Here is a 22,158-nt window from a genome sequence, read left to right on the forward strand (position 1 = left end):
ATTTGCGCAACCCCTGAGGTCTTCGGGAGCTTCACCATGCTCAATATTATTCTCCCTGTTCTGTTATTCGCCGCCCTCGGTCTGGCCGTCATCGGCGCCGTTCGGCGGATGCATATGTGGCGTCGTGGCCGCCCGGCCAGGGTCGATCTGCTCGCTGGCCTGCTGGCCATGCCCCGGCGTTATATGGTTGATCTGCACCACGTGGTCGCCCGTGACAAGTACATGGCCAATACCCACGTTGCCACTGCCGGGGGCTTTGTACTGGCGGCGTTGCTGGCGATTCTGGTGCATGGCCTGGGGCTGCATAACCGCATCCTCGGCTACGCCCTGCTGGTGGCCACGGCGCTGATGTTTGTCGGCGCGCTCTTTGTGTTCAAACGTCGCCTCAATCCACCGGCCCGCCTGTCCAAAGGCCCGTGGATGCGCCTGCCAAAAAGCCTGCTGGCATTTTCGCTGAGCTTTTTTATCCTCACCTTGCCGGTCGCCGGTTTGCTGCCCCAGGACTTTGGCGGCTGGTTGCTGGCAACCCTGTTGGGGGTGGGAGTGCTGTGGGGCGTGGCGGAGCTTTTCTTCGGCATGACCTGGGGCGGGCCGATGAAGCACGCCTTCGCCGGGGCTTTGCACCTGGCCTGGCATCGGCGCGCCGAGCGCTTTGGGGGTGGCCGTTCTACCGGCTTGATGCCTTTGGACCTGGATGATCGCAGCGCGCCCCTGGGGGTGGAAAAACCCAAGGACTTCACCTGGAACCAGCTGCTGGGTTTTGACGCCTGCGTGCAATGTGGCAAGTGCGAAGCGGCGTGCCCGGCCTACGCTGCGGGCCAGCCGTTGAACCCGAAGAAACTGATTCAGGACATGGTGGTGGGGCTTGCGGGCGGTACCGATGCGCACTTTGCCGGCAGCCCGTACCCGGGCAAACCCGTTGGTGAACATGGCGGCAACCCGCATCAACCCATAGTTGACGGCCTGGTGGATGCGGACACCCTGTGGTCCTGCACCACCTGCCGTGCCTGTGTTGAGGAGTGCCCGATGATGATCGAGCACGTGGATGCCATCGTCGACATGCGCCGCTTCCTGACCCTGGAAAAAGGTGCAACCCCGAACAACGGCGCCCAGGTGCTGGACAACCTGATCGCCACCGACAACCCCGGCGGTTTTGCACCGGGCGGGCGGATGAACTGGGCTGCAGACCTGAACCTTGATCTGATGCGCGATAAACCCTCGGTGGACGTGCTGTTCTGGGTCGGTGATGGCGCCTTCGACATGCGTAACCAACGCACCCTGCGGGCATTCGTCAAGGTACTGAAAGCCGCCGGGGTCGATTTTGCGGTACTGGGGCTCGAAGAGCGCGACAGCGGTGACGTGGCCCGGCGTCTGGGCGACGAAGCGACCTTTCAGGCGCTGGCCCGACGCAATATCCAGACCCTGGGGCAATACCGTTTCAAACGCATCGTGACCTGCGATCCCCACAGTTTCCACGTACTGAAAAATGAATATGGCGCCTTTGGCGGTGAGTACCTGGTGCAACATCACAGCACTTACATGGCGGAACTGATCGACCAGGGCGCTCTTGCCCTGAACGCGGATACGGGCGGCAGCGTGACCTATCACGACCCCTGTTATTTGGGGCGTTACAACGGCGAATACGAGGCTCCCCGCGCGGTATTGCGCGCGCTGGGCATTGAAGTCAAAGAGATGCAGCGCTCGGGCTTTCGCTCACGCTGCTGTGGCGGCGGCGGTGGTGCCCCCATTACTGACATCCCCGGCAAACAACGGATTCCCGACATGCGCATGGACGACATCCGCGAGACCGGCGCCGAGCGTGTGGCGGTGGGATGCCCGCAATGCACGGCCATGCTCGAAGGCGTGGTCGAGCCACGGCCGCTGATCAAGGACATTGCCGAACTGGTGGCTGAAGCTCTGATTGAACCGATCGTGCCCGCCAAAGCGCCCAGCCGCGCAGCCCCGGAGGTGATGGTATGAGTGACATTATCCGCCGCGACCCGCGGGCCGAGTGGATCGCCCGCAACCGCCTGCACCCGCTGCATGCCGCCATGCAGCCGGCATCCGCCAGCTGGATGGGGCCCAACGGGGTGCTGCGCAAAAATGTACATGGGCTGGGTTTTATCGGCCCCAACGGCATCAAGCGGATTGATCGCAGTGGCGCGCAACAGGGCGGCACGGTCAAACGCGCGGCCAGTGAACAAGTGCAATTGCCGCTGCATCAGGTGCCGGCGCCGGCGTTTTATATCTGCGTGGTACCGGATATGGCCGGTGGCCGCCTCGCCAGTCACGACCGCGACGTGCTTGGCCTGGCCCGGCAACTGGCGGGCAGCGACGGCGCGGTGCTGGCAGTGGTGTTTGGCGAGTGCAAAGAAACGGCCTTTGCCAGGGCCGGGGTAGACCGTTTGTTGTTACTGGACAGCGAAGGTTATGCACCGGAGCAACGGGTTCACGATTTACGGGCTGTGGATAACCAGTTCGCGCCCAGACACTGGTTGCTGCCCGACAGCCGCAATGGCGGTGCAGAACTGGGCCGTCGTCTGGCTGCGAGCCTGGGCCAGCGCCCGGCCACCCGGGTGTGGCAAATCAAGGACGGAACCTGTCTGGGACGAGCCGGGGCCGGCTTGCAGGATCTGGCGCAGCCGTTGCCACGGTTGATCCTGGCCGCTGCCGAGTGCGCCGAGCCGGTCAGCGAAACCCTGCATGAAGCATTGCCTGTGCAGTTATCCACAGATGCGCCGCGTTGCCTGCACCGGATTGAAGACCTGGGTGCGGTTGCGGTGGATCCTGCTGCGACGCCCATGGCAGAGGCCGAGTTTATCCTCAGCGGCGGTAACGGGATCAAGGACTGGGGACTTTTCCACAGGGCTGCAGCAGCGCTGGGGGCCACCGAAGGCGCGTCACGGGTGGCGGTGGATGACGGCTTTATGGGGCGTGAGCGTCAGGTCGGGGCCAGCGGTACCTGGGTTACCGCCCGGGTCTATGTTGCGGTCGGCATCAGCGGCGCGATCCAGCATCTGCAAGGGATTGGCGGGTGCGACAAGGTGGTGGCGATCAACCTTGATCCGGGTTGCGACATGATCAAGCGCGCTGATCTTTCGGTGATTGGTGACGGTGCGGCAATTCTGCAGGCGTTGATTGCGGCTGTGGATAACTGGCGCAAGAGCGCCAGGCGCGATGCCGCCTGATTGTCCTGACCCCCTGTGGGAGCGAGCTTGTCTCGCGATCTTTTAAACAGATCGCGAGGCGAGCTCGCTCCTACAGTCTGTTTACAGTTTTGGAGATTCGCTTATGACCATTGCCACCGTTGCACTGGTTTCAATCGGCGCCCACCCGGCTTCCGGCAGGGCCCGCCGCGCTGAACAGGATGCCCGGGCTGTCGAGCTCGGCCTGCAACTGGCTGGGGATAACCTGCATGTACTGCATGCGGGCAACCCCCATGAGCCGGCGCTACGCGCGTATCTGGGCATGGGCCTGGAAGAGCTTCACGTACTTGAGCAGGCGCACGGGGCCGATGCGCTGCCGGTATTGCGCGACTACATCCGCGAAGCCGGGGTGCAGGTGGTACTCGCGGGCAGCCAGGCGGAAACCGGCGAAGGCTCGGGCATGTTGCCGTATCTGCTGGCCGAGCAACTGGGCTGGCCGCTGGTGGTGGGGGTGGCTCAGGTTGAATCTATCCACAACGGTGTCGCGCTGGTGTTGCAGGGATTGCCCCGTGGTCAGCGGCGCCGGCTCAAGGTGCGCCTGCCGTTCATGGCCACTGTGGATAACGCCGCCCCCAAGGCCCGCCAAAGTGCCTATGGCCCGGCTACCCGTGGTGTGGTCGATGCCGAAGTGGTTGAGGTGATTGTTGATGAGTTATCCACAGTGGGTGCTTTCCAGCCCGCCAGACCCCGGCCAAAGCGTCTCAAAGTGATCAGGGCCAAAAGTGCCGCCGACCGTATGAAAGCAGCCACAGCCAAGGCCACTGGTGGTAGCGGTCAAATACTCAAAGGCTTGAGCAGCGAAGAGGGTGCACAGGCGATTTTGAAGTTATTGATCGAAGAAGGCGTGGTGCGCTGAGTTGCCCACAAAGTCTGTTAGCGCTTATGTGGATAAGTTGTTTGCTGTCGGCTAAGCGCTATACGGATCAAGGCTTACAGGCTTCTGATCAAAAAACACTCAATTGCTCCGGTTATCCACTGTTCGACACTCAAACCCTTTAAAAATCGGGACTTTAAAGGGTTTTCCACAGTAATGGGGGGCGGTGCATAAGTTGCGCACAATCTCTGTTGGCGGATATGTGGATAAGGTGTTTGCGGTTGCTTGCAGGCCATGTATCCCGTGGCCTGTAAGGTTTTGTACAAAAAATAGCCAATCACTGTTTTCGGGATAACTTACCCACTTCCCCACAATTGCTGTGGGTGTGACTGTGGATAAGATGTTGGTGAAGGGCTGCGGGCCTTTGATTGTATGGGGTGTAGCCAGCTGGTCAAAAAATAGCCAGTAGGAGCGAGCTTGCCTCGCGAGATTTCAACAGCTCGCGAGCAAGCTCGCTCCTACAGGTTTGGTCGGACGGTTACTGGGCGAGCACGCCTTTGAGGTAGGGCGCTGGCTCCGCCCCCAGATTGCTCAACAGGCGCTCGCTGTACCAGTCGACGAAGTTGACCACGCCGAACTCATAGGTTTGTGAGTACGGCCCCGGCTGATAGGCCACGGAGTTGATGCCGCGCTGGTTCTCTTCAGCCAGGCGCCGGTCCTGGTTGTTGGTGGCGTCCCACACGTTGCGCATGCGCTCCACGTCGTAGTCCACGCCTTCTACTGCATCCTTGTGCACCAGCCACTTGGTGGTGACCATGGTTTCCTGGGCGCTGATCGGCCACACGGTAAAGACGATGATGTGGTCGCCCATGCAGTGGTTCCACGAGTGCGGCAGGTGCAGGATGCGCATCGAGCCCAGGTCCGGGTTTTTAATCCGCCCCATGAGTTTTGCGCAGCCCTGTTTGCCATCCAGGGTCATGGATACCGTGCCCTTGAGCAGCGGCATGCGCACGATGCGGTTGCGCAGGCCGAAGCTGGCGTGGGCGTAGGGGATTTTTTCCGCATCCCAGGCCGCTGCCGAAGCCGCCACATGGTCCTTGAAGGCCTGATCGGCCCGGGGATCGGTGACGTCGTCCCATTCCAGCAGGGTTTTCAGCAGCTCCGGGTGCGACGCGTTGCAGTGATAACACTCGCGGTTGTTTTCCAGCACCAGCTTCCAGTTGGCCTTTTCCACCAGGGTGGTATGAATCGCCACCTTGGTGTTTTCCATGTCGTAGGGTTCCATGTAGTGGTTCAGGGTGGCCAGGAACTCGTCGATTGCGGGCGGGTTTTCGGCCAGGCTGATAAAGATGTAGCCACCTGCGGTTTTCACATTCACCGGCTTGAGGCCGTATTGCTTCATGTCAAAGTCGGCGCCCATCTCGGTGCCGGCAAACAGCAGGCGGCCATCGAGCTCATAGGTCCACTGGTGGTAATGGCACACCAGCTTGGCAACCTTGCCCTTCTCGGAAGTGCATAGCCGCGAGCCGCGATGCCGGCATACGTTATGGAATGCATGGACCTGACCCTCGGCACCGCGAATCACGATGATCGGGTTGTTGCCCACTTGCAGCGTCAGATAATTACCCTTGGTCGGGATCTCGCAGGTCATGCCTGCAATCAGCCACTCCTTCTGAAAGATCTCCTGCATGTCGATTTCGAACAGGCGCTCGTCGTTATAAAACGGCTGCGGCAGCGAAAAAGTACGCTCACGGCTCTGCAACATCTCGGCGGTGGCCTTGCGTGCGGGTTCCAGTGGATCGCCCAGGCTCAGGGTTGCGGTGATGTCCATCGTTGTAATCCTCATGGCCATTCTATGTGGCCGAAAGTAGCTGCTCAGGGGTGCGACGCAAGGCAAAGCAATTAACGCTATCAGTGGCGCTGAGTGTGCGTTCCGGCCGGGCCGATGCCATATCTGCGGGCGACATGGCCCAATCTGTTCCCGACGCGCCAGCCCCTGTTTCAAGGGGCTGGTCGCGATAAGTATGTGAATGTCGCGAATAGGTAAATGGCCGCCCCGGGGCATGCGCAGAATCGCCAGCAAGAGGCCGGTTGTCGGCCGTGGAGAAGCCCATGTCCAACAGCTTTCTGAATCCGGTAACCACCCAGACCTGGGCCAACGGCCGACACATCGTGCGCTGCGTCAAAGTGATTCAGGAAACCTGGGATGTGCGCACCTTCTGCTTTATGGCTGACCAGCCGATCCTGTTCTTTTTCAAGCCGGGGCAGTTCGTGACCCTGGAGCTGGAAATCGACGGCGATCCGGTGATGCGCTCGTACACCATTTCCAGTTCGCCTTCGGTGCCGTACAGCTTTTCGGTGACCATCAAGCGCGTGCCGGGCGGGCGCGTCTCCAACTGGCTGCACGACACCTTGAGTGAGGGCCAGGAGCTGGCGGTACACGGCCCGGTCGGGCTGTTCAACGCCATCGACGCGCCGAGCCCCAAGGTGCTGTATCTGAGCGGCGGGGTCGGCATTACCCCGGTGATGTCCATGGCGCGCTGGTTTTACGACACCAACGCCAATGTCGACATGGTGTTTATCCACAGCGCCCGTTCACCGAAAGACATCATTTATCACCGCGAGCTGGAGCACATGGCTTCGCGCATCGACAACTTCAGCCTGCACCTGATCTGCGAGAAGCACGGCCTGGGCGAGCCCTGGGCCGGCTACCGCGGCTATTTGAATCACAAGATGCTGGAGCTGATGGCGCCCGACTTCATGGAGCGCGAGGTGTTCTGTTGCGGCCCCACGCCTTACATGAGCGCGGTCAAGCGGCTGCTGGAAGCCAACGGTTTTGACATGAGCCGGTACCACGAAGAGTCTTTTGGTGCGACCCCGCCCGAGGCCCGGGCCGATGCGGTGGAGCAGGCCGAACAGGCGGCAGATGCGCCGGAGCTGGATCTGGCGGACCTCAACCAGGTGGAGTTCACCGCGTCGGGCAAAAGTATCCGCGTGGGCCCGGCCGAAACCGTACACGCTGCGGCAGCCAAGCTGGGGCTGTTGATTCCCAAAGCCTGCGGCATGGGCATTTGTGGCACGTGCAAGGTGTTGAAGCTGGGCGGCGAAGTCGAGATGGAGCACAACGGCGGCATCACTGACGAAGACGTGGCAGAAGGCTACATCTTGTCTTGCTGCAGCGTACCCAAGGGCGATGTGCGGATTGAATTCTGATACCTGTAGGAGCGAGCTTTTTAAAACCACAGCTCGCTCCCACAGTGGGTGTTTGGGGGAGGACGGGAACAAAGATTGGAAACCACAGTCTTTAGGGGGCTTAAAGGCCGGTTGCCGCTAGCTTAGCCGGTGACTTTTCTTTATCGTACGCGCCCTCTGAAAACAGCTTGAGATCACCACCATGATGGAATCATCCCTTAGCAAACTGGAACAACTGGTCAGCGACCTGGTTCAACAAAAGCAGGAGCTGTTGGACACCAACGCTGCGCTGAACGCTGAACTGGCCCAGGCCAAAGACGACAACGAAAGCCTGCAACTGAGCCTGATGGAACAGGAAGAGAAGCAAGGTGCAACCGCTGCACGCATCCAGGCACTGGTTGAACGTGCGAGCACTGTCAGCGCATGAGCGAAGACAGAGACGGAATAAAAGTCGTCTCGATTCTGGGCAACGACTATTCGATCAAGGCGCCTGTGGGGGAGCTGCAAACCCTGGTGGCCGCATCGGTGATGTTGAACACTGCCTTGGCCGATACGAAAAGAAAGTACCCGAGCTTGATCGGGGACAAGTTGCTGGTGCTGGCCGCGTTGAATCTGTGTTCACAACAGATTGAACTCAAACAGCAGCACAAACAGGAAATCGACCGTTATCAAGAGCAAGTCAGCGCCACGGTCGAAGTGATTGAGCGGACTCTCGGGCAATCCTGAGTCTCGCAAAAAACAATCATCTTCTGTGGGCGCGAGCTTGTTCGTGAGCTGTTAGAAGCTCGCGAGCAAGCTCGCCCCTGCATTAATTTGCGCCCATCACTTCGCGGATATCCGCAGCCAGTTCCCGCACCCGCGCCTCTTCGGTGTCCCACGAGCACATGAAGCGTGCGCCGCCCTTGCCGATAAAGGTGTAAAAGCGCCAGCCCCTGGCTGTCAGCGCTGCCACAGCCGGTTCCGACAGTTGCAGGAACACGCCGTTGGCTTCCACCGGAAACATCAGCTCAACCCCCGGAATGTCACTGACCAGCTGGCTCAGCAATTGTGCGCAGTGGTTGGCGTGGCGTGAATGTTTGAGCCAGGCGTCGTTTTCCAGCAAGCCGACCCAGGGGGCTGACAGAAAACGCATTTTCGACGCCAGTTGCCCGGCCTGTTTGCAGCGATAGTCAAAATCCACTGCCAGGGCGTGATCAAAGAACAGAATCGCTTCGCCCACCGCCATGCCGTTTTTGGTCCCGCCAAAGCACAGCACATCAACCCCGGCCTTCCAGCTCAGTTCCGCAGGCGTGCACCCCAGAAACGCGCAGGCGTTGGAGAAGCGGGCGCCGTCCATGTGCAACAGCAGGCCCAGCTCCTTGCAGGTAGCGCTGATGGCGCGGATTTCTTCCGGGCGATACACGCTGCCGACTTCGGTGGCCTGGGTGATGGTGACGACCCGCGGCTTGGGGTAGTGAATGTCTTTGCGCTTGAGGGCGATTTCGCGGATCGACTCGGGGGTGATCTTGCCGTTTTCAGTACGGGCGAGCAGCAGCTTGGAACCGTTGGAGAAGAACTCAGGGGCGCCGCATTCGTCGGTTTCGACGTGGGCGGTCTCGGAGCAGATCACGCTGTGGAAACTCTGGCACAACGACGACAGGGCCAATGAGTTGGCAGCGGTGCCGTTGAAGGCGAAGTACACCTCGCAATCGGTTTCAAACAGTTTGCGGAAATCGTTGGCGGCGCGCAGCGTCCACTCGTCATCACCATAGGAACGCTGGTGGCCGTGGTTGGCCAGCTCCATGGTGGCCCAGACTTCGGGACAGATACCGGAGTAGTTGTCGCTGGCGAATTGTTGGCTCTTGTCAGTCATTTCCCGGTTCCATGGTCGAAGATCGTGCTGCACTTTATCCAAGAATCCGGCGGGTGCACAGAATGCTCGACAGACTTCTTGTGGGAGCCGGCTTGCCGGCGATGGCAGATCAGGTATCGCCGGCAAGCCGGCTTCCACAGGGCATGAGTGATACCCGCTTTTGTCCCATGTCGTAAACGCACCTTTGTGTGGCGTCCATAGGCATTTGATCCGGGGGCGCCAGCTCTACCATCTGGCTCAAAGGGCAAGCCCTAACCGAGACCAAAGGCGCGCTGGCGCTGGGAGAACGCAATGTTCAGCAAGCAGGATCAGATTCAGGGCTACGACGATGCCTTGTTAGCGGCCATGAATGCCGAAGACCAGCGTCAGGAAGATCACATCGAACTGATTGCCTCCGAGAACTACACCAGTCGGCGCGTGATGCAAGCCCAGGGCAGCGGCCTGACCAACAAGTACGCCGAAGGCTACCCCGGCAAGCGTTATTACGGCGGCTGCGAGCATGTGGATAAAGTCGAGCAACTGGCCATCGACCGTGCCAAACAACTGTTCGGTGCCGATTACGCCAACGTGCAACCGCACTCCGGCAGCCAGGCCAACGCAGCGGTGTATCTGGCGTTGCTCAATGCCGGGGGCACCGTGCTGGGCATGAGCCTGGCCCACGGCGGTCATTTGACCCACGGCGCCAGCGTGAGTTTTTCCGGCAAGTTGTACAACGCCGTGCAATACGGCATCGACACCGCCACCGGCCTGATCGACTACGACGAAGTCGAGCGTCTGGCCGTCGAGCACCAGCCGAAGATGATCATTGCCGGGTTCTCGGCTTACTCCAAGTTTCTCGATTTTCCGCGCTTCCGGCAGATCGCCGACAAGGTGGGGGCTTACCTGTTTGTCGACATGGCCCACGTGGCCGGTCTGGTGGCGGCGGGCCTGTACCCGAACCCGCTGCCGTACGCTGACGTTGTGACCACCACCACCCACAAAACCCTGCGCGGGCCACGTGGCGGTCTGATTCTGGCCAGGGCCAACGAAGCGCTGGAGAAAAAATTCAACTCGGCGGTGTTCCCCGGCGGCCAGGGCGGGCCGTTGATGCACGTGATCGCCGCCAAGGCCGTGTGTTTCAAGGAAGCCCTGGAACCCGGCTTCAAAGCCTATCAACAACAGGTGATCGACAACGCCCGGGCGATGGCCGAGGTGTTTGTGAAGCGCGGTTACGACGTGGTTTCGGGCGGCACCGACAACCACCTGTTTCTGCTCAGCCTGATCCGTCAGGGCCTGACCGGCAAAGACGCCGATGCAGCCCTGGGCCGGGCCCATATCACGGTCAACAAAAACGCCGTGCCCAACGATCCGCAATCCCCCTTCGTGACTTCGGGCCTGCGCATCGGTACCCCGGCGGTCACCACCCGCGGTTTCAAAGTGGCGCAATGTACGGAGCTGGCCGGCTGGATCTGCGACATCCTCGATCACCTCGGCGATGCCGATATCGAGGCTGATGTGGCGCGCCAGGTAACGGCACTGTGCAAAGACTTCCCGGTTTATCGCTGAGCGCGGTTTTGGAGTAATCCCTATGCAACGGTATTCAGGCTTCGGCCTCTTCAAACACTCCCTCAGCCACCACGAAAACTGGCAGAAGATGTGGCGCACGCCGACCCCGAAAAAGGTTTACGACGTGATCATTGTCGGCGGTGGCGGCCACGGCCTGGCCACTGCTTACTATCTGGCCAAGGAGCACGGCATTACCAATGTAGCGGTGGTGGAAAAGGGCTGGCTGGGGGGTGGCAACACGGCGCGCAACACCACCATCGTGCGTTCCAACTATTTGTGGGACGAGTCGGCGCATCTCTACGAACACGCGATGAAGCTGTGGGAAGGCCTGTCCCAGGATCTGAACTACAACGTCATGTTCTCCCAGCGCGGGGTATACAACCTGTGCCATACCCTGCAAGACATCCGCGATTCCGAGCGCCGGGTCAGCGCCAACCGACTCAACGGGGTGGACGGCGAGTTGCTGAATGCGAAACAGGTGGCGGACGAAATTCCGTACCTGGACTGTTCAAAAAACACCCGCTACCCGGTGATGGGCGCCACCGTGCAACGACGTGGCGGCGTGGCCCGGCATGACGCCGTGGCCTGGGGCTTTGCCCGGGCCGCCGATGCGCTGGGGGTGGACTTGATCCAGCAAACCGAGGTACTGGGCTTTCGCAAGGAAAACGGGGTGTGCATCGGCGTCGAAACCAGTAAAGGTTTTATCGGTGCCAAGCGCGTAGGCGTGGTCACGGCCGGTAATTCCGGGCACATGGCACGCCAGGCCGGCTTCCGTCTGCCGATTGAATCGCACCCGCTGCAGGCACTGGTGTCGGAGCCGATCAAGCCGATTATCGACAGCGTGATCATGTCCAACGCCGTGCACGGCTATATCAGCCAGTCCGACAAGGGCGACCTGGTGATCGGTGCCGGTATCGATGGCTACAACGGCTATGGCCAGCGCGGCTCGTACCCGGTGATCGAACACACCATTCAGGCCATCGTCGAGATGTTCCCGGTGTTGTCCCGGGTGCGCATGAACCGCCAGTGGGGCGGCATCGTCGATACCACGCCGGACGCCTGCCCGATCATCTCCAAAACCCCGGTGCCGAACCTGTTCTTCAACTGCGGTTGGGGCACGGGCGGGTTCAAGGCCACACCGGGCTCGGGCAACGTGTTTGCCGCCAGCCTGGCCAAAGGCGAAATGCATCCGCTGGCTGCCCCGTTTTCCATTGACCGGTTCCACAACGGCGCCCTGATCGACGAACACGGCGCTGCCGCTGTCGCCCACTAACAGGAGAATCACCCATGTTGCACATCTTCTGTCCCCATTGCGGCGAGCTGCGTTCCGAAGAGGAATTTCACGCCAGTGGCCAGGCCCACATTCCGCGTCCGCTCGACCCTGGCACCTGCACCGATGCCGAGTGGGGCGACTACATGTTCTTTCGCGACAACCCCCGTGGCCTGCACCACGAGTTGTGGAACCACGTGGCCGGCTGTCGCCAGTTTTTCAACGCGACCCGCAATACCCTGACCTATGAAATTCTTGAAACCTACCTGATCGGCAGCAAGCCGCAGTTCACCGAACAGGCTGCACCACTGACCACCACGGCCACTCGCGAGCTGGGAGAAAAGGTATGAGCCAGACCCACCGCTTGCCTAACGGCGGCCGCGTCGATCGCAACAAAGTGCTGACCTTCACCTTTAACGGGCAACAGTACAAAGGCTACGAAGGCGACAGTCTGGCCGCTGCCTTGCTGGCCAACGGCGTCGACGTGATCGGTCGCAGCTTTAAATATTCCCGGCCGCGGGGCATTTTTGCCGCCGGTGCCGAAGAGCCCAATGCGGTGCTGCAAATCGGCGCCACCGAAGCCACCCAGATCCCCAACGTGCGCGCCACACAACAGGCGCTGTATCAAGGGCTGGTGGCGACCAGCACCAACGGCTGGCCCAACGTCAACAATGACGTGATGGGGATTTTGGGCAAGGTTGGCGGTAAGCTGATGCCGCCCGGCTTTTACTACAAAACCTTCATGTACCCGCAGTCGTTCTGGATGACTTACGAGAAATACATCCGCAAGGCGGCGGGGCTGGGGCGTTCGCCAACCCAGAACGACCCCGATACCTACGATTACATGAACCACCATTGCGATGTGCTGATCGTCGGTGCCGGCCCGGCCGGACTGGCCGCCGCCCTGGCAGCAGCGCGCAGCGGCGCACGGGTGATAGTGGCCGATGAACAGGAAGAGTTCGGCGGCAGCCTGCTGGACAGCCGCGAAAGCCTGGACGGCAAACCGGCGATGGAGTGGGTAGCCGGGGTGATTGCGGCCCTCAAGGCGCTGCCGGACGTGTTGCTGCTGCCACGGGCCACAGTGAACGGCTATCACGACCACAATTTCCTGACCATTCACGAGCGCCTTACCGACCACCTTGGCGACCGCGCACCCATCGGCCAGGTGCGTCAGCGCATCCATCGGGTACGGGCCAAGCGCGTGGTGCTGGCCACCGGCGCGTGCGAGCGGCCGCTGGTGTATGGCAACAACGACGTGCCGGGCAATATGCTTGCGGGTGCGGTGTCGACCTATGTGCGCCGCTACGGCGTGGCTCCGGGCAAAAAACTGGTGCTGAGCACCAACAACGACCATGCCTATCGCGTGGCGCTGGACTGGCTCGACGCCAGTCAGCAAGTGGTGGCCATTGCCGATGCCCGCAGCAATCCCCGCGGTGCACTGGTCGAAGAGGCACGGGCCAAAGGCATCCGGATTCTGACCGGCAGCGCGGTGATCGAAACCCGCGGCAGCAAACATGTAACCGGTGCCCGTGTGGCGGCGATTGACCTTAAACAGCACAGCGTCGCCAGCCCTGGCGAATGGCTGGAGTGTGATCTGGTTGCGACCTCCGGCGGCTACAGCCCGGTGGTGCACCTGGCCTCGCACCTGGGTGGCAAGCCGACCTGGCGTGAAGACATTCTCGGCTTTGTTCCCGGCGAAGCGCCGCAGAAACGCGTCTGCGTGGGCGGCATCAATGGCGTCTACAAGCTCGGCGACAGCCTGGCCGATGGCTTTGAAGGAGGCGTGCGGGCGGCCAGTGAAGCTGGTTTCAAACCGGTTGAGGGCGTGTTGCCCAAAGCCCTGAACCATCATGAAGAAGCCACCCTGGCGCTGTTTCAGGTGCCCCACGAAAAAGCCACTGCACGGGCGCCGAAGCAATTCGTCGACCTGCAAAACGACGTCACTGCAGCGGCCATTGAACTGGCCACCCGTGAAGGCTTCGAGTCGGTGGAACACGTCAAACGCTACACCGCCCTGGGTTTTGGCACTGACCAGGGCAAGCTGGGCAACGTCAACGGGCTGGCCATTGCGGCGCGTTCGCTGAACGTGACCATCCCGCAAATGGGCACCACCATGTTCCGCCCCAACTACACGCCGGTCACATTCGGCGCGGTGGCGGGCCGCCATTGCGGGCACATCTTCGAGCCGGTGCGCTACACCGCGCTGCAGAGCTGGCACGTCAAGCAAGGTGCCGAATTTGAAGACGTCGGCCAGTGGAAGCGCCCGTGGTACTTCCCGCGCAATGGCGAAGATCTGCACGCGGCCGTCAAGCGCGAGTGCCAGGCGGTGCGTGACAGCGTCGGCATTCTGGATGCTTCCACCCTCGGCAAGATCGACATTCAGGGCCCGGATGCCCGGGAGTTCCTCAACCGCATCTACACCAACGCCTGGACCAAGCTCGATGTGGGCAAGGCCCGCTACGGCCTGATGTGCAAAGAAGACGGCATGGTGTTCGACGATGGCGTGACCGCCTGCCTGGCCGACAACCATTTTGTGATGACCACCACCACCGGCGGTGCGGCCCGGGTACTGCAATGGCTGGAGATCTATCAACAGACCGAGTGGCCGGAGCTGAAGGTGTACTTCACTTCGGTCACCGACCATTACGCGACCCTGACCCTGTCCGGCCCCAACAGCCGCAAGCTGCTGAGCGAAGTGACCGACATCGACCTGGACCGTGAGGCTTTCCCGTTCATGACCTGGAAGGAAGGTCTGGTGGGCGGCGTACCGGCGCGGGTGTTCCGTATCTCGTTCACCGGCGAGCTGTCGTATGAAGTCAACATCCAGGCTGACTACGCCATGGGCGTGCTGGAAAAAATTGTCGAGGCGGGCAAGCAGTACAACCTCACCCCGTATGGCACCGAGACCATGCACGTGCTGCGGGCCGAGAAGGGTTTCATCATCGTCGGTCAGGACACCGACGGTTCCATGACCCCTGACGACCTGAACATGGGCTGGTGTGTGGGCCGCACCAAGGCATTTTCATGGATCGGCTGGCGCGGGATGAACCGTGAAGACTGTGTGCGTGATCAGCGCAAACAACTGGTGGGCCTCAAGCCGGTGGACCCGACCAAATGGCTGCCTGAAGGCGCACAACTGGTGTTCGACACCAAGCAGGCGATCCCGATGAGCATGGTCGGTCATGTGACCTCCAGCTACACCTGCGGCTCGCTGGGTTACTCGTTTGCCATGGGCGTGGTCAAAGGCGGCCTCAAACGCATGGGCGAGCGGGTGTTCGCACCGTTGGCGGACGGCAGCGTGATCGAGGCTGAAATCGTGTCTTCGGTGTTCTTCGACCCCAAGGGCGAACGGCAGAATATTTGAATCAAGACCATCGCTGGCAAGCCAGCTCCCACATGGGTTGCATTGCAAGTGTGGGAGCTGGCTTGCCAGCGATAGCGGTCGATCCTACATAACATTGCGAACGGGTGATTCATGACCACAGCCAACGTGTACCAACAACGCCCTGACTCGGGCGCGAAAGCCGAGTCATCGTTACACCACGCCAACCTCGCCGGGCTGATTGGCAAAGGCCGTAAAAATCCCGGTGTCATCGTGCGCGAGAAAAAACTTCTGGGGCATCTGACCCTGCGTGGCGACGCCAAAGACCCGGCCTTTGCCGAAGGTGTGCACAAGGCCCTGGGCCTGGAATTGCCGGTGGCCTTGAGCCTGGTGGCCAAGGATCAGACATCGCTGCAATGGATGGGCCCGGACGAGTGGCTGCTGATTGTGCCCGGTGGCCAGGAATTCGCTGTGGAACAAGCCCTGCGCGCAGCGCTGGCGGGGCTGCATATTTCGGTGGTCAATGTCAGTGGCGGCCAGCAACTGCTGGAGCTGAGCGGGCCCAACGTGCGTGAAGTGCTGATGAAGTCCACCAGCTATGACGTGCACCCCGACAACTTCCCGGTGGGCAAGGCCGTGGGTACGGTGTTCGCCAAATCGCAGCTGGTCATCCGCCATACCGGCGAAGACACCTGGGAACTGCTGATCCGGCGCAGCTTTTCGGACTATTGGTGGTTATGGTTGCAGGATGCAGCGGCGCAATACGGGCTGAGTGTCGAGGCCTGAGCAACGCGCGATCACATAACTGATTGTGGGAGCTGGCTTGCCAGCTTCCACAAGGGTTACGCCATTCCACACAATTACAAGGACCCCCCCCATGAGCCGCGCCCCGGATACCTGGATTCTCACCGCTGACTGCCCCAGCCTGTTGGGTACGGTGGATGCGGTGACGCGTTATCTGTTTGAGCACCGCTGCTATGTCACCGAGCACCATTCGTTCGATGACCAGCGTTGCGGACGGTTTTTCATTCGTGTCGAGTTCCGCCAGCCCGATGGCTTCGACGAGCACGAATTCCGCGCCGGCCTGGCCGAACGCGGCGAAGCCTTTGGCATGAGGTTCGAGCTGACCCCGCCTCACTACCGGCCCAAAGTGCTGATCATGGTGTCCAAAGCCGACCACTGCCTTAACGACTTGCTCTACCGCCAGCGCATCGGCCAGTTGTCGATGGATGTGGTGGCCGTGGTGTCCAATCACCCGGACCTTGAGCCGCTGGCCCAATGGCATGGCATTCCTTATCACCACTTCGCCCTCAACCCCGCCGACAAACCGGCGCAGGAGGCGAAGGTCTGGCAAGTGATCGAAGACACCGGCGCCGAGCTGGTGATTCTCGCCCGCTACATGCAAGTGCTGTCGCCTGAGCTGTGTCGCAAACTGGACGGCAAGGCGATCAATATCCATCACTCGCTGCTGCCCGGTTTCAAAGGCGCCAAGCCCTATCACCAGGCTTACGAGAAGGGGGTCAAGCTGGTGGGCGCCACTGCGCACTACATCAACAACGACCTGGATGAAGGCCCGATCATCGCCCAGGGGGTCGAGGTGGTGGATCACAGCCATTACCCCGAAGACCTGATCGCCAAGGGCCGCGACATCGAGGCGCAAACCCTGGCCCGGGGCGTGGGGTATCACATCGAGCGGCGCGTTTTCCTAAATGGAGGTCGTACGGTGGTGCTGTAACCGCAGCAGCCCGTTCTAAGCTGCAAGCTGCAAGTCACAGCAGACTGCTTGCGGCTTTTAGCTTGCCGCGTGCAACTGCCCTCAAATAACAACAAGGGTGAACTCGATGGCTGACAATCGCGGTGTGGTGTACCTGGGCAATGGCCAGGTGGAAGTGCAAAGCATCCCTTTCCCGAAGATGCAGAACCCGCAGGGCAAACAAATCAATCACGGCGTGATCCTGCGAGTGGTATCGACCAATATCTGCGGTTCCGACCAGCACATGGTGCGCGGACGCACCACGGCGCAAACCGGGCTGGTGCTGGGGCATGAGATTACCGGGGAGGTGATTGAGGCCGGACGCGACGTGGAGCATTTGAAAGTCGGCGACCTGGTATCGGTGCCCTTCAACGTGGCGTGCGGCCGTTGCCGCAGCTGCAAGGAACAAAATACCGGGGTGTGCCTGACCGTCAACCCGGCCCGTCCCGGCGGCGCTTATGGTTACGTGGACATGGGCGACTGGGTCGGCGGCCAGGCCGAATATGTGCTGGTGCCCTATGCCGATTTCAACCTGCTCAAGTTGCCGGACCGCGACGCGGCGATGGAGAAGATCCGTGACCTGACCTGCCTTTCCGACATTCTGCCCACTGGCTACCACGGTGCCGTGACCGCCGGTGTCGGCCCTGGCAGCACGGTGTACATCGCCGGTGCAGGCCCGGTCGGTCTGGCAGCGGCGGCTTCGGCGCGACTGTTGGGCGCGGCCGTGGTGATTGTCGGCGACGTCAATCCGATTCGTCTGGCGCACGCCAAGGCCCAGGGTTTTGAAATTGCCGATTTGTCCAAAGACACTCCGCTGCACGAACAGATTGCCGAGCTGCTGGGCGAGCCCGAAGTGGATTGCGCAGTCGATGCGGTGGGCTTTGAGGCCCGTGGCCACGGGCATGACGGGGTCAAGCACGAAGCCCCGGCCACGGTACTCAACTCTCTGATGGGAGTGGTGCGGGTAGCGGGCAAAATCGGTATCCCTGGCCTGTACGTGACCGAAGATCCGGGTGCTGTGGATGCGGCTGCGAAAATGGGCAGCCTGAGCATTCGCTTTGGTCTGGGCTGGGCCAAGTCCCACAGTTTCCATACCGGCCAGACTCCGGTGATGAAGTACAACCGCCAACTGATGCAGGCCATCATGTGGGACCGGATCAAAATCGCCGACATCGTCGGCGTTGAAGTGATCAGTCTGGATGATGCTCCGCGTGGCTATGGCGAGTTTGATGCGGGGGTACCGAAGAAATTTGTGATCGATCCGCACAAACTGTTCAGCGGGGTCTGATCCCTGCACACACTGGCGCAGCGAACCGCTGCGCCAGTGATGTTTACAACGCAGCCAACGGGCCCTGGTACAACACTGGCCCGCTCGGCTGACCGGTGGTTGAGCCGCCCTTGGGTTCAAGACTCACGGCCAGCACAACATGGGGGCCAAGCAATTGCTGCTGGCTTTTGCTCAGACCGATCATACCGTCCCCGCCCGTGGGGATCAGGCCCAGTGATACAGGCTTGCCATCCACCGGAATCGCCCACAACTCCAGACTGCGCCCGGCATCGAGGGCTGCCAGTTGCAGCGGTTGAACCTGCAGATAGTCGGTGTGAGCTTCGATCCGCAAGCCCGGTTGCTCGGTGCCGCTGAGCAGGGTGGCCTTGTACTGGACGTTGTCGCGGGTATAGAGCAGGCCCACGGTGACGGCAATCAGCAAAGAGCAGATCACAACCCCCGTGCGTAGCCAGGTCCAGAACGGACGCCTGGCCGGCACATGCAGTTTTTGTGGTTCGATGCGCGAGACGATGGCCTGCCATACGTGCTCGGGTACGGGCTGCGCAGACAGGGGTTCGGCCAGGCTGGCGAGATGGGTGTCCCACTGCGCCAGTTCGGCGCGCAAATGCGGGTCGTCCAGCAGCAGCTGTTCAAAACGTTTGCGGGCAGTGGGCGGCATCAGGCCAATGGCATAGTCGCCAGCCAGAGCCCGGCGCCGCTCGGCAGTTTGATAGTTCATGATTCGAGGCACCTGCGCAGACGTTCCATGCCCCGGCGAATCGAGGATTTGACTGTGCCCAGAGGTGCTGCCAGTTGCGTGGCCAGTTCGCTGGCACTGAAGCCATGGAAGTAGGCAATGGTAATGGTCTGGCGCTGCATGCCGTCCAGTTGCTCAAGGCAATGATTGAGGGCACGGGAGGAGCGGGCGCTGTCCAGTTGCTCATCGGCGCCCGGGGTGTCATCGGCCACGGCGTTCTGTTGCAGATCGCTTAACGGCAACTCCCGGTGTTTGCGCAGTTGGTCGATGGCCAGGTTGCGGGTGATGTTGATCATCCAGGTCAATGGCGCCGACAAATGAGCTTCATAACGTGAGGCGTTGTGCCAGATACGCACAAAGCTTTCCTGCACCACTTCTTCAGCAAGGTCGCGTCGGCCCATGCAACGCAGGGCTACGCTGTGCAGGCTGGGAGCAACGCTGCGGTAAAGTGTTTCGAAAGCGCGTCGATTGCCCAACGAGCATTGGGCCAGCAGCTGTCTCAGGTTCTCGGTGTTGGCAGTTAAAATACCGGTTCTCCCTACATGACTGGGGATGGCTCCATGCCAGTTGTCGGTTGAGATTAGTTGAGCATATAGAGTTATTCCATTCATGGCGGGGTTCCCATTGACCGGCCGCTTACCGTGGGTGCCCACCGGCCGGGCAGGCATGCACTATTCAGGCATCAGCACTTTGTCGACAGTTGCTGGCGGCAACAACCAGCCTCAGAAGGCTGGCAATCAACGGGGTTCTGATCGAGTTGCGTTTCATGGTCTGTGCCCTTGTCGGTTGGCAGGCGGTCAACAAGGTCTGTCCGTGCTTGATATACGCAGGCGAAGGCAAAGCGGATGCAGCGCGGGCAAACAATTTTTCAATTAAGATTGCGTGCCGTTTGATCCCGTAGTGGCATTTGGGAACATCTGCCGGTTTTTCGGGTCTTACACACAGTTTTGCCGTCGCGTTAATTGACGCGCGGCTCTTTGGATATAGAGGTTGATGCGATGAAAAAGTTGAGCGCAGTGGCACTGGCAACATTTATGACCGTGGCCGCAAGCCCGGTGTTTGCGGGTTTCAGCTTGAGCGATGTGGCTGGCGTCGCGGCTCAAATGCAGGGCGCCAACGGTAACGGCGCGACCACTGACAAGTCGGCACAAGCGGTACAGTTGCTGAGCAAGGTCAACGAACTTGGGGTCAAACCCGAGCAGGCGGCTGGCGGTGTTGGCGCGATGTTGAGCCTGGCGAAAAACCAGCTGACCTCAAGTGACTATTCCGAGCTGACCAAGCAAGTGCCGGGTGTTAACAAACTGGCTGGCGCCGGTGCCCTGGGTCAACTGAGCCAACTGGGCGGTTTGCTGGGCAAGACCAATGGCGTGTCCGAAACCGCGACCAGCGCTGTGAGCAACGTGGCCAATACCAGCCAGCTTGATGCTGCGTTCTCTGCGCTGGGCATGCAGGACGGAATGGTCGCCAAGTTTGCTCCGGTCCTGCTGGACTACTTCAAAGGCCAGAACGTCAGCACTTCGCTGCTGAGCAAACTGGGTAGCGCCTGGGGCGTTTAAGATCAATCGCGCTCGGCACGCAAGGTGCTGATGCGCTGATCTTTCTTGATCCAGAGCTGGTTGACCCAGCTCTGGATCTGCTGGCGAAACAGCGGATCATTCTCGTAATCCCCCTGACATAACGCCGGGTCCAGTTGGTGGATCTGAATGTCGACAATCACCTTGGGCACTTGCCCGCTGATCAATGCCCAAAAGCCCGGAATTTTTGCCTGTGGATAAACCACGGTCACGTCGAGCACGGCATCCAGCTGTTCGCCCAGGGCGGCCAGTACAAACGCCACGCCGCCCGCCTTGGGTTTGAGCAGGTAGGTGTAGGGCGATTGTTGCCGGGCGCGCTTGGCCGGGGTGAAACGCGTGCCTTCAAGGTAATTGACCACGGTCACCGGCTGGCGCTTGAACAGCTCGCAGGCTGCCCGGGTGATTTTCAGGTCTTCACCTTTGAGTTCCGGGTGTCTGGCGAGGAAGGCTTTGGAGTAACGCTTCATGAACGGGTAGTCGAGCGCCCACCAGGCCAGGCCCAGAAAGGGCACCCAGATCAGTTGTTTTTTGAGGAAGAATTTGAAGAACGGCGTACGCCGGTTAAGGCCCTGCATCAGCGCCGGGATATCCACCCAGGATTGATGATTGCTGATCACCAGGTACGAGGTATCGCGGCTCAGGCCTTCAGCGCCGCGAATGTCCCATTGGGTGGGCAGGCACAGGGCGAAAATGCGTTTGTCGATTTCAGACCAGGTCTCGGCGATCCACATCACGGCCCACGAATTGTAATCGCGCAGGCGACCCGGCGAGATGAGTTTGAGCAGGGCAAACAGCATCAAGGGGCCAAACAGGATGAGGGTGTTGCACAGCAGTAGCAGTGTGACCAGACAGCCGGTGAGCAGGCGGCGCATAAGTAACTCTTGAACGTTTAATGACAGGCAATGATAAGCAGAGCCTTGCCGAACGCCAAATCGGCGTATCGACAAATGTTTCACGCGCCAGCCGCTATCGTTCAACCGACACTGTAGAAGCGGGCTTGCTCGCAATAGCATCACCACGGCAAATGAATTAAACGAGTTGCCAGCATCGCGAGCCAGACTCGCCCCTGCCGGCAGCGTCAAACCGAAGGAAACTGTCTTTATGAAGTCTGTTCTAGCCTTGCTCTCTGTATTGGCATTGCCGGTGATGGCCGCCGAGCCGACCCTGTACGGGCGCTACGAATACATCAAGTTGCCGGAAATCGGTGAAACCCTGAAAGCCAAGATGGACACCGGTGCCCTGACCGCGTCGCTGTCGGCCAAAAACATCCAGACCTTTACCCGCGATGGTGACGACTGGGTACGCTTCCAGCTGGCCACCGAAGGTGCGAGCAGCAAGGTGTATGAACACAAAGTGGCACGCATCAGCAAAATCAAAAGCCGCGCCGATGAAGACGAAGACAAGGACGCGAGCGAAAGCGCCAAGCGCCCGGTGGTTGATCTGGAAATGTGCCTGGGCAATGTCAAACGCACGGTTGAGGTCAACCTCACCGACCGCAGCAGCTTCAACTACCCGCTGCTGATCGGTGCCAAGGCGTTGCGCGAGTTCGGTGCCGCGGTTAACCCGGCCCGTCGTTATACGGCAGACAAGCCTGATTGCTGATGCG

General features: G+C 60.5%; 20 protein-coding genes. 15 read left to right on the forward strand and 5 right to left on the reverse strand.

What is annotated here, in order from left to right:
- The first annotated feature begins 36 nt into the window (after positions 1-36).
- The 3 genes from dgcB to B195_RS01870 all read left to right on the forward strand — a co-directional run bounded on the left by dgcB (position 37) and on the right by B195_RS01870 (position 4,062).
- Positions 37-1,980, forward strand: coding sequence for a dimethylglycine demethylation protein DgcB (gene dgcB / locus B195_RS01860; RefSeq protein WP_004419546.1), 1,944 nt, complete (start codon positions 37-39; stop codon positions 1,978-1,980).
- Positions 1,977-3,188, forward strand: a complete 1,212-nt coding sequence (locus tag B195_RS01865; protein ID WP_004419543.1) for an electron transfer flavoprotein subunit alpha/FixB family protein — start codon at positions 1,977-1,979, stop codon at positions 3,186-3,188. The genes dgcB and B195_RS01865 overlap by 4 nt, the downstream gene beginning before the upstream one ends.
- A gap of 103 nt (positions 3,189-3,291) precedes the next feature.
- The gene (locus B195_RS01870) at positions 3,292-4,062 is read left to right on the forward strand and encodes an electron transfer flavoprotein subunit beta (protein ID WP_004419540.1); all 771 of its coding nucleotides are present in this window, start codon (positions 3,292-3,294) and stop codon (positions 4,060-4,062) included.
- A gap of 496 nt (positions 4,063-4,558) precedes the next feature.
- On the opposite strand, the gene gbcA is transcribed toward B195_RS01870, so the two are convergent.
- Positions 4,559-5,851 carry a glycine-betaine demethylase subunit GbcA gene (gene gbcA / locus B195_RS01875; protein ID WP_004419538.1) on the reverse strand — a complete coding sequence of 431 codons (1,293 nt, stop codon included), beginning with the start codon at positions 5,849-5,851 and terminating at the stop codon, positions 4,559-4,561.
- 281 nt (positions 5,852-6,132) lie between these two features.
- On the opposite strand from gbcA, the gene gbcB reads away from it, so the two are divergent.
- The 3 genes from gbcB to B195_RS01890 all read left to right on the forward strand — a co-directional run bounded on the left by gbcB (position 6,133) and on the right by B195_RS01890 (position 7,938).
- On the forward strand, positions 6,133-7,233 hold the full coding sequence (gbcB, locus tag B195_RS01880) for a glycine-betaine demethylase subunit GbcB (protein ID WP_004419536.1): 1,101 nt from the start codon (positions 6,133-6,135) through the stop codon (positions 7,231-7,233).
- A 181-nt stretch (positions 7,234-7,414) separates the two neighbouring features.
- Positions 7,415-7,639, forward strand: coding sequence for a hypothetical protein (locus B195_RS01885; protein WP_004419533.1), 225 nt, complete (start codon positions 7,415-7,417; stop codon positions 7,637-7,639).
- Entirely contained in the window at positions 7,636-7,938 is a 303-nt protein-coding gene (locus tag B195_RS01890) for a cell division protein ZapA (RefSeq protein ID WP_004419530.1), read from the forward strand. The genes B195_RS01885 and B195_RS01890 overlap by 4 nt, the downstream gene beginning before the upstream one ends.
- Positions 7,939-8,020: 82 nt before the next feature.
- Here the strand turns inward: B195_RS01890 and B195_RS01895 are convergent, their stop codons facing one another.
- Positions 8,021-9,064: a low specificity L-threonine aldolase gene (locus B195_RS01895; RefSeq protein WP_004419528.1), complete on the reverse strand. Its 1,044-nt coding sequence runs from the start codon at positions 9,062-9,064 to the stop codon at positions 8,021-8,023.
- A gap of 291 nt (positions 9,065-9,355) precedes the next feature.
- Between B195_RS01895 and glyA the strand changes: the two genes are divergently transcribed.
- From glyA to fdhA, 7 genes are all read left to right on the forward strand, one after another.
- The gene (gene glyA / locus B195_RS01900) at positions 9,356-10,609 is read left to right on the forward strand and encodes a serine hydroxymethyltransferase (RefSeq protein WP_004419526.1); all 1,254 of its coding nucleotides are present in this window, start codon (positions 9,356-9,358) and stop codon (positions 10,607-10,609) included.
- A 22-nt stretch (positions 10,610-10,631) separates the two neighbouring features.
- A complete protein-coding gene (locus tag B195_RS01905) occupies positions 10,632-11,882 on the forward strand; it encodes a sarcosine oxidase subunit beta (protein WP_004419522.1) in 1,251 nt (416 codons plus the stop codon).
- 14 nt (positions 11,883-11,896) lie between these two features.
- Entirely contained in the window at positions 11,897-12,229 is a 333-nt protein-coding gene (locus B195_RS01910; RefSeq protein WP_004419517.1) for a sarcosine oxidase subunit delta, read from the forward strand.
- Positions 12,226-15,243, forward strand: a complete 3,018-nt coding sequence (locus B195_RS01915) for a sarcosine oxidase subunit alpha (protein ID WP_004419514.1) — start codon at positions 12,226-12,228, stop codon at positions 15,241-15,243. Before B195_RS01910 ends, B195_RS01915 begins: the two co-directional genes overlap by 4 nt.
- A gap of 111 nt (positions 15,244-15,354) precedes the next feature.
- The gene (locus B195_RS01920) at positions 15,355-15,987 is read left to right on the forward strand and encodes a sarcosine oxidase subunit gamma (RefSeq protein ID WP_004419513.1); all 633 of its coding nucleotides are present in this window, start codon (positions 15,355-15,357) and stop codon (positions 15,985-15,987) included.
- 91 nt (positions 15,988-16,078) lie between these two features.
- On the forward strand, positions 16,079-16,936 hold the full coding sequence (purU, locus tag B195_RS01925; protein ID WP_004419510.1) for a formyltetrahydrofolate deformylase: 858 nt from the start codon (positions 16,079-16,081) through the stop codon (positions 16,934-16,936).
- 106 nt (positions 16,937-17,042) lie between these two features.
- Positions 17,043-18,242, forward strand: coding sequence for a formaldehyde dehydrogenase, glutathione-independent (fdhA, locus tag B195_RS01930; protein WP_004419507.1), 1,200 nt, complete (start codon positions 17,043-17,045; stop codon positions 18,240-18,242).
- Positions 18,243-18,285: 43 nt separating this feature from the next.
- Here the strand turns inward: fdhA and B195_RS01935 are convergent, their stop codons facing one another.
- Positions 18,286-18,960 carry an anti-sigma factor domain-containing protein gene (locus B195_RS01935; RefSeq protein ID WP_004419505.1) on the reverse strand — a complete coding sequence of 225 codons (675 nt, stop codon included), beginning with the start codon at positions 18,958-18,960 and terminating at the stop codon, positions 18,286-18,288.
- Entirely contained in the window at positions 18,957-19,589 is a 633-nt protein-coding gene (locus tag B195_RS01940; RefSeq protein WP_085985557.1) for an RNA polymerase sigma factor, read from the reverse strand. Before B195_RS01940 ends, B195_RS01935 begins: the two co-directional genes overlap by 4 nt.
- Before the next feature lie 387 nt (positions 19,590-19,976).
- Here B195_RS01940 and B195_RS01950 point away from each other — a divergent pair, with 387 nt between their 5' ends.
- Entirely contained in the window at positions 19,977-20,534 is a 558-nt protein-coding gene (locus B195_RS01950) for a DUF2780 domain-containing protein (protein WP_004419500.1), read from the forward strand.
- A 2-nt stretch (positions 20,535-20,536) separates the two neighbouring features.
- Here B195_RS01950 and B195_RS01955 read toward each other — a convergent pair whose 3' ends face one another.
- The gene (locus B195_RS01955; protein WP_004419497.1) at positions 20,537-21,424 is read right to left on the reverse strand and encodes an acyltransferase; all 888 of its coding nucleotides are present in this window, start codon (positions 21,422-21,424) and stop codon (positions 20,537-20,539) included.
- 229 nt (positions 21,425-21,653) lie between these two features.
- Between B195_RS01955 and B195_RS01960 the strand changes: the two genes are divergently transcribed.
- Positions 21,654-22,154 carry an ATP-dependent zinc protease gene (locus tag B195_RS01960; RefSeq protein ID WP_004419495.1) on the forward strand — a complete coding sequence of 167 codons (501 nt, stop codon included), beginning with the start codon at positions 21,654-21,656 and terminating at the stop codon, positions 22,152-22,154.
- The last annotated feature ends 4 nt before the right edge of the window (positions 22,155-22,158 follow it).

This window comes from Pseudomonas sp. Lz4W (genome assembly GCF_000346225.2).
GTDB lineage: Bacteria > Pseudomonadota > Gammaproteobacteria > Pseudomonadales > Pseudomonadaceae > Aquipseudomonas > Aquipseudomonas paraversuta.

What these genes read in the sequence shown, in the direction of transcription:
- B195_RS01870 (WP_004419540.1), top strand. Translation starts at nt 3,292, where the DNA reads ATGACCATTGCCACCGTTGCACTGGTTTCAATCGGCGCCCACCCGGCT.
- gbcB (WP_004419536.1), top strand. Translation starts at nt 6,133, where the DNA reads ATGTCCAACAGCTTTCTGAATCCGGTAACCACCCAGACCTGGGCCAAC.
- B195_RS01915 (WP_004419514.1), top strand. Translation starts at nt 12,226, where the DNA reads ATGAGCCAGACCCACCGCTTGCCTAACGGCGGCCGCGTCGATCGCAAC.
- B195_RS01940 (WP_085985557.1), bottom strand. Translation starts at nt 19,589, where the DNA reads ATGAATGGAATAACTCTATATGCTCAACTAATCTCAACCGACAACTGG.
- fdhA (WP_004419507.1), top strand. Translation starts at nt 17,043, where the DNA reads ATGGCTGACAATCGCGGTGTGGTGTACCTGGGCAATGGCCAGGTGGAA.
- glyA (WP_004419526.1), top strand. Translation starts at nt 9,356, where the DNA reads ATGTTCAGCAAGCAGGATCAGATTCAGGGCTACGACGATGCCTTGTTA.
- B195_RS01950 (WP_004419500.1), top strand. Translation starts at nt 19,977, where the DNA reads ATGAAAAAGTTGAGCGCAGTGGCACTGGCAACATTTATGACCGTGGCC.
- B195_RS01955 (WP_004419497.1), bottom strand. Translation starts at nt 21,424, where the DNA reads ATGCGCCGCCTGCTCACCGGCTGTCTGGTCACACTGCTACTGCTGTGC.
- dgcB (WP_004419546.1), top strand. Translation starts at nt 37, where the DNA reads ATGCTCAATATTATTCTCCCTGTTCTGTTATTCGCCGCCCTCGGTCTG.
- B195_RS01960 (WP_004419495.1), top strand. Translation starts at nt 21,654, where the DNA reads ATGAAGTCTGTTCTAGCCTTGCTCTCTGTATTGGCATTGCCGGTGATG.
- purU (WP_004419510.1), top strand. Translation starts at nt 16,079, where the DNA reads ATGAGCCGCGCCCCGGATACCTGGATTCTCACCGCTGACTGCCCCAGC.
- gbcA (WP_004419538.1), bottom strand. Translation starts at nt 5,851, where the DNA reads ATGGACATCACCGCAACCCTGAGCCTGGGCGATCCACTGGAACCCGCA.
- B195_RS01920 (WP_004419513.1), top strand. Translation starts at nt 15,355, where the DNA reads ATGACCACAGCCAACGTGTACCAACAACGCCCTGACTCGGGCGCGAAA.
- B195_RS01885 (WP_004419533.1), top strand. Translation starts at nt 7,415, where the DNA reads ATGATGGAATCATCCCTTAGCAAACTGGAACAACTGGTCAGCGACCTG.
- B195_RS01895 (WP_004419528.1), bottom strand. Translation starts at nt 9,064, where the DNA reads ATGACTGACAAGAGCCAACAATTCGCCAGCGACAACTACTCCGGTATC.
- B195_RS01905 (WP_004419522.1), top strand. Translation starts at nt 10,632, where the DNA reads ATGCAACGGTATTCAGGCTTCGGCCTCTTCAAACACTCCCTCAGCCAC.
- B195_RS01910 (WP_004419517.1), top strand. Translation starts at nt 11,897, where the DNA reads ATGTTGCACATCTTCTGTCCCCATTGCGGCGAGCTGCGTTCCGAAGAG.
- B195_RS01890 (WP_004419530.1), top strand. Translation starts at nt 7,636, where the DNA reads ATGAGCGAAGACAGAGACGGAATAAAAGTCGTCTCGATTCTGGGCAAC.
- B195_RS01935 (WP_004419505.1), bottom strand. Translation starts at nt 18,960, where the DNA reads ATGAACTATCAAACTGCCGAGCGGCGCCGGGCTCTGGCTGGCGACTAT.
- B195_RS01865 (WP_004419543.1), top strand. Translation starts at nt 1,977, where the DNA reads ATGAGTGACATTATCCGCCGCGACCCGCGGGCCGAGTGGATCGCCCGC.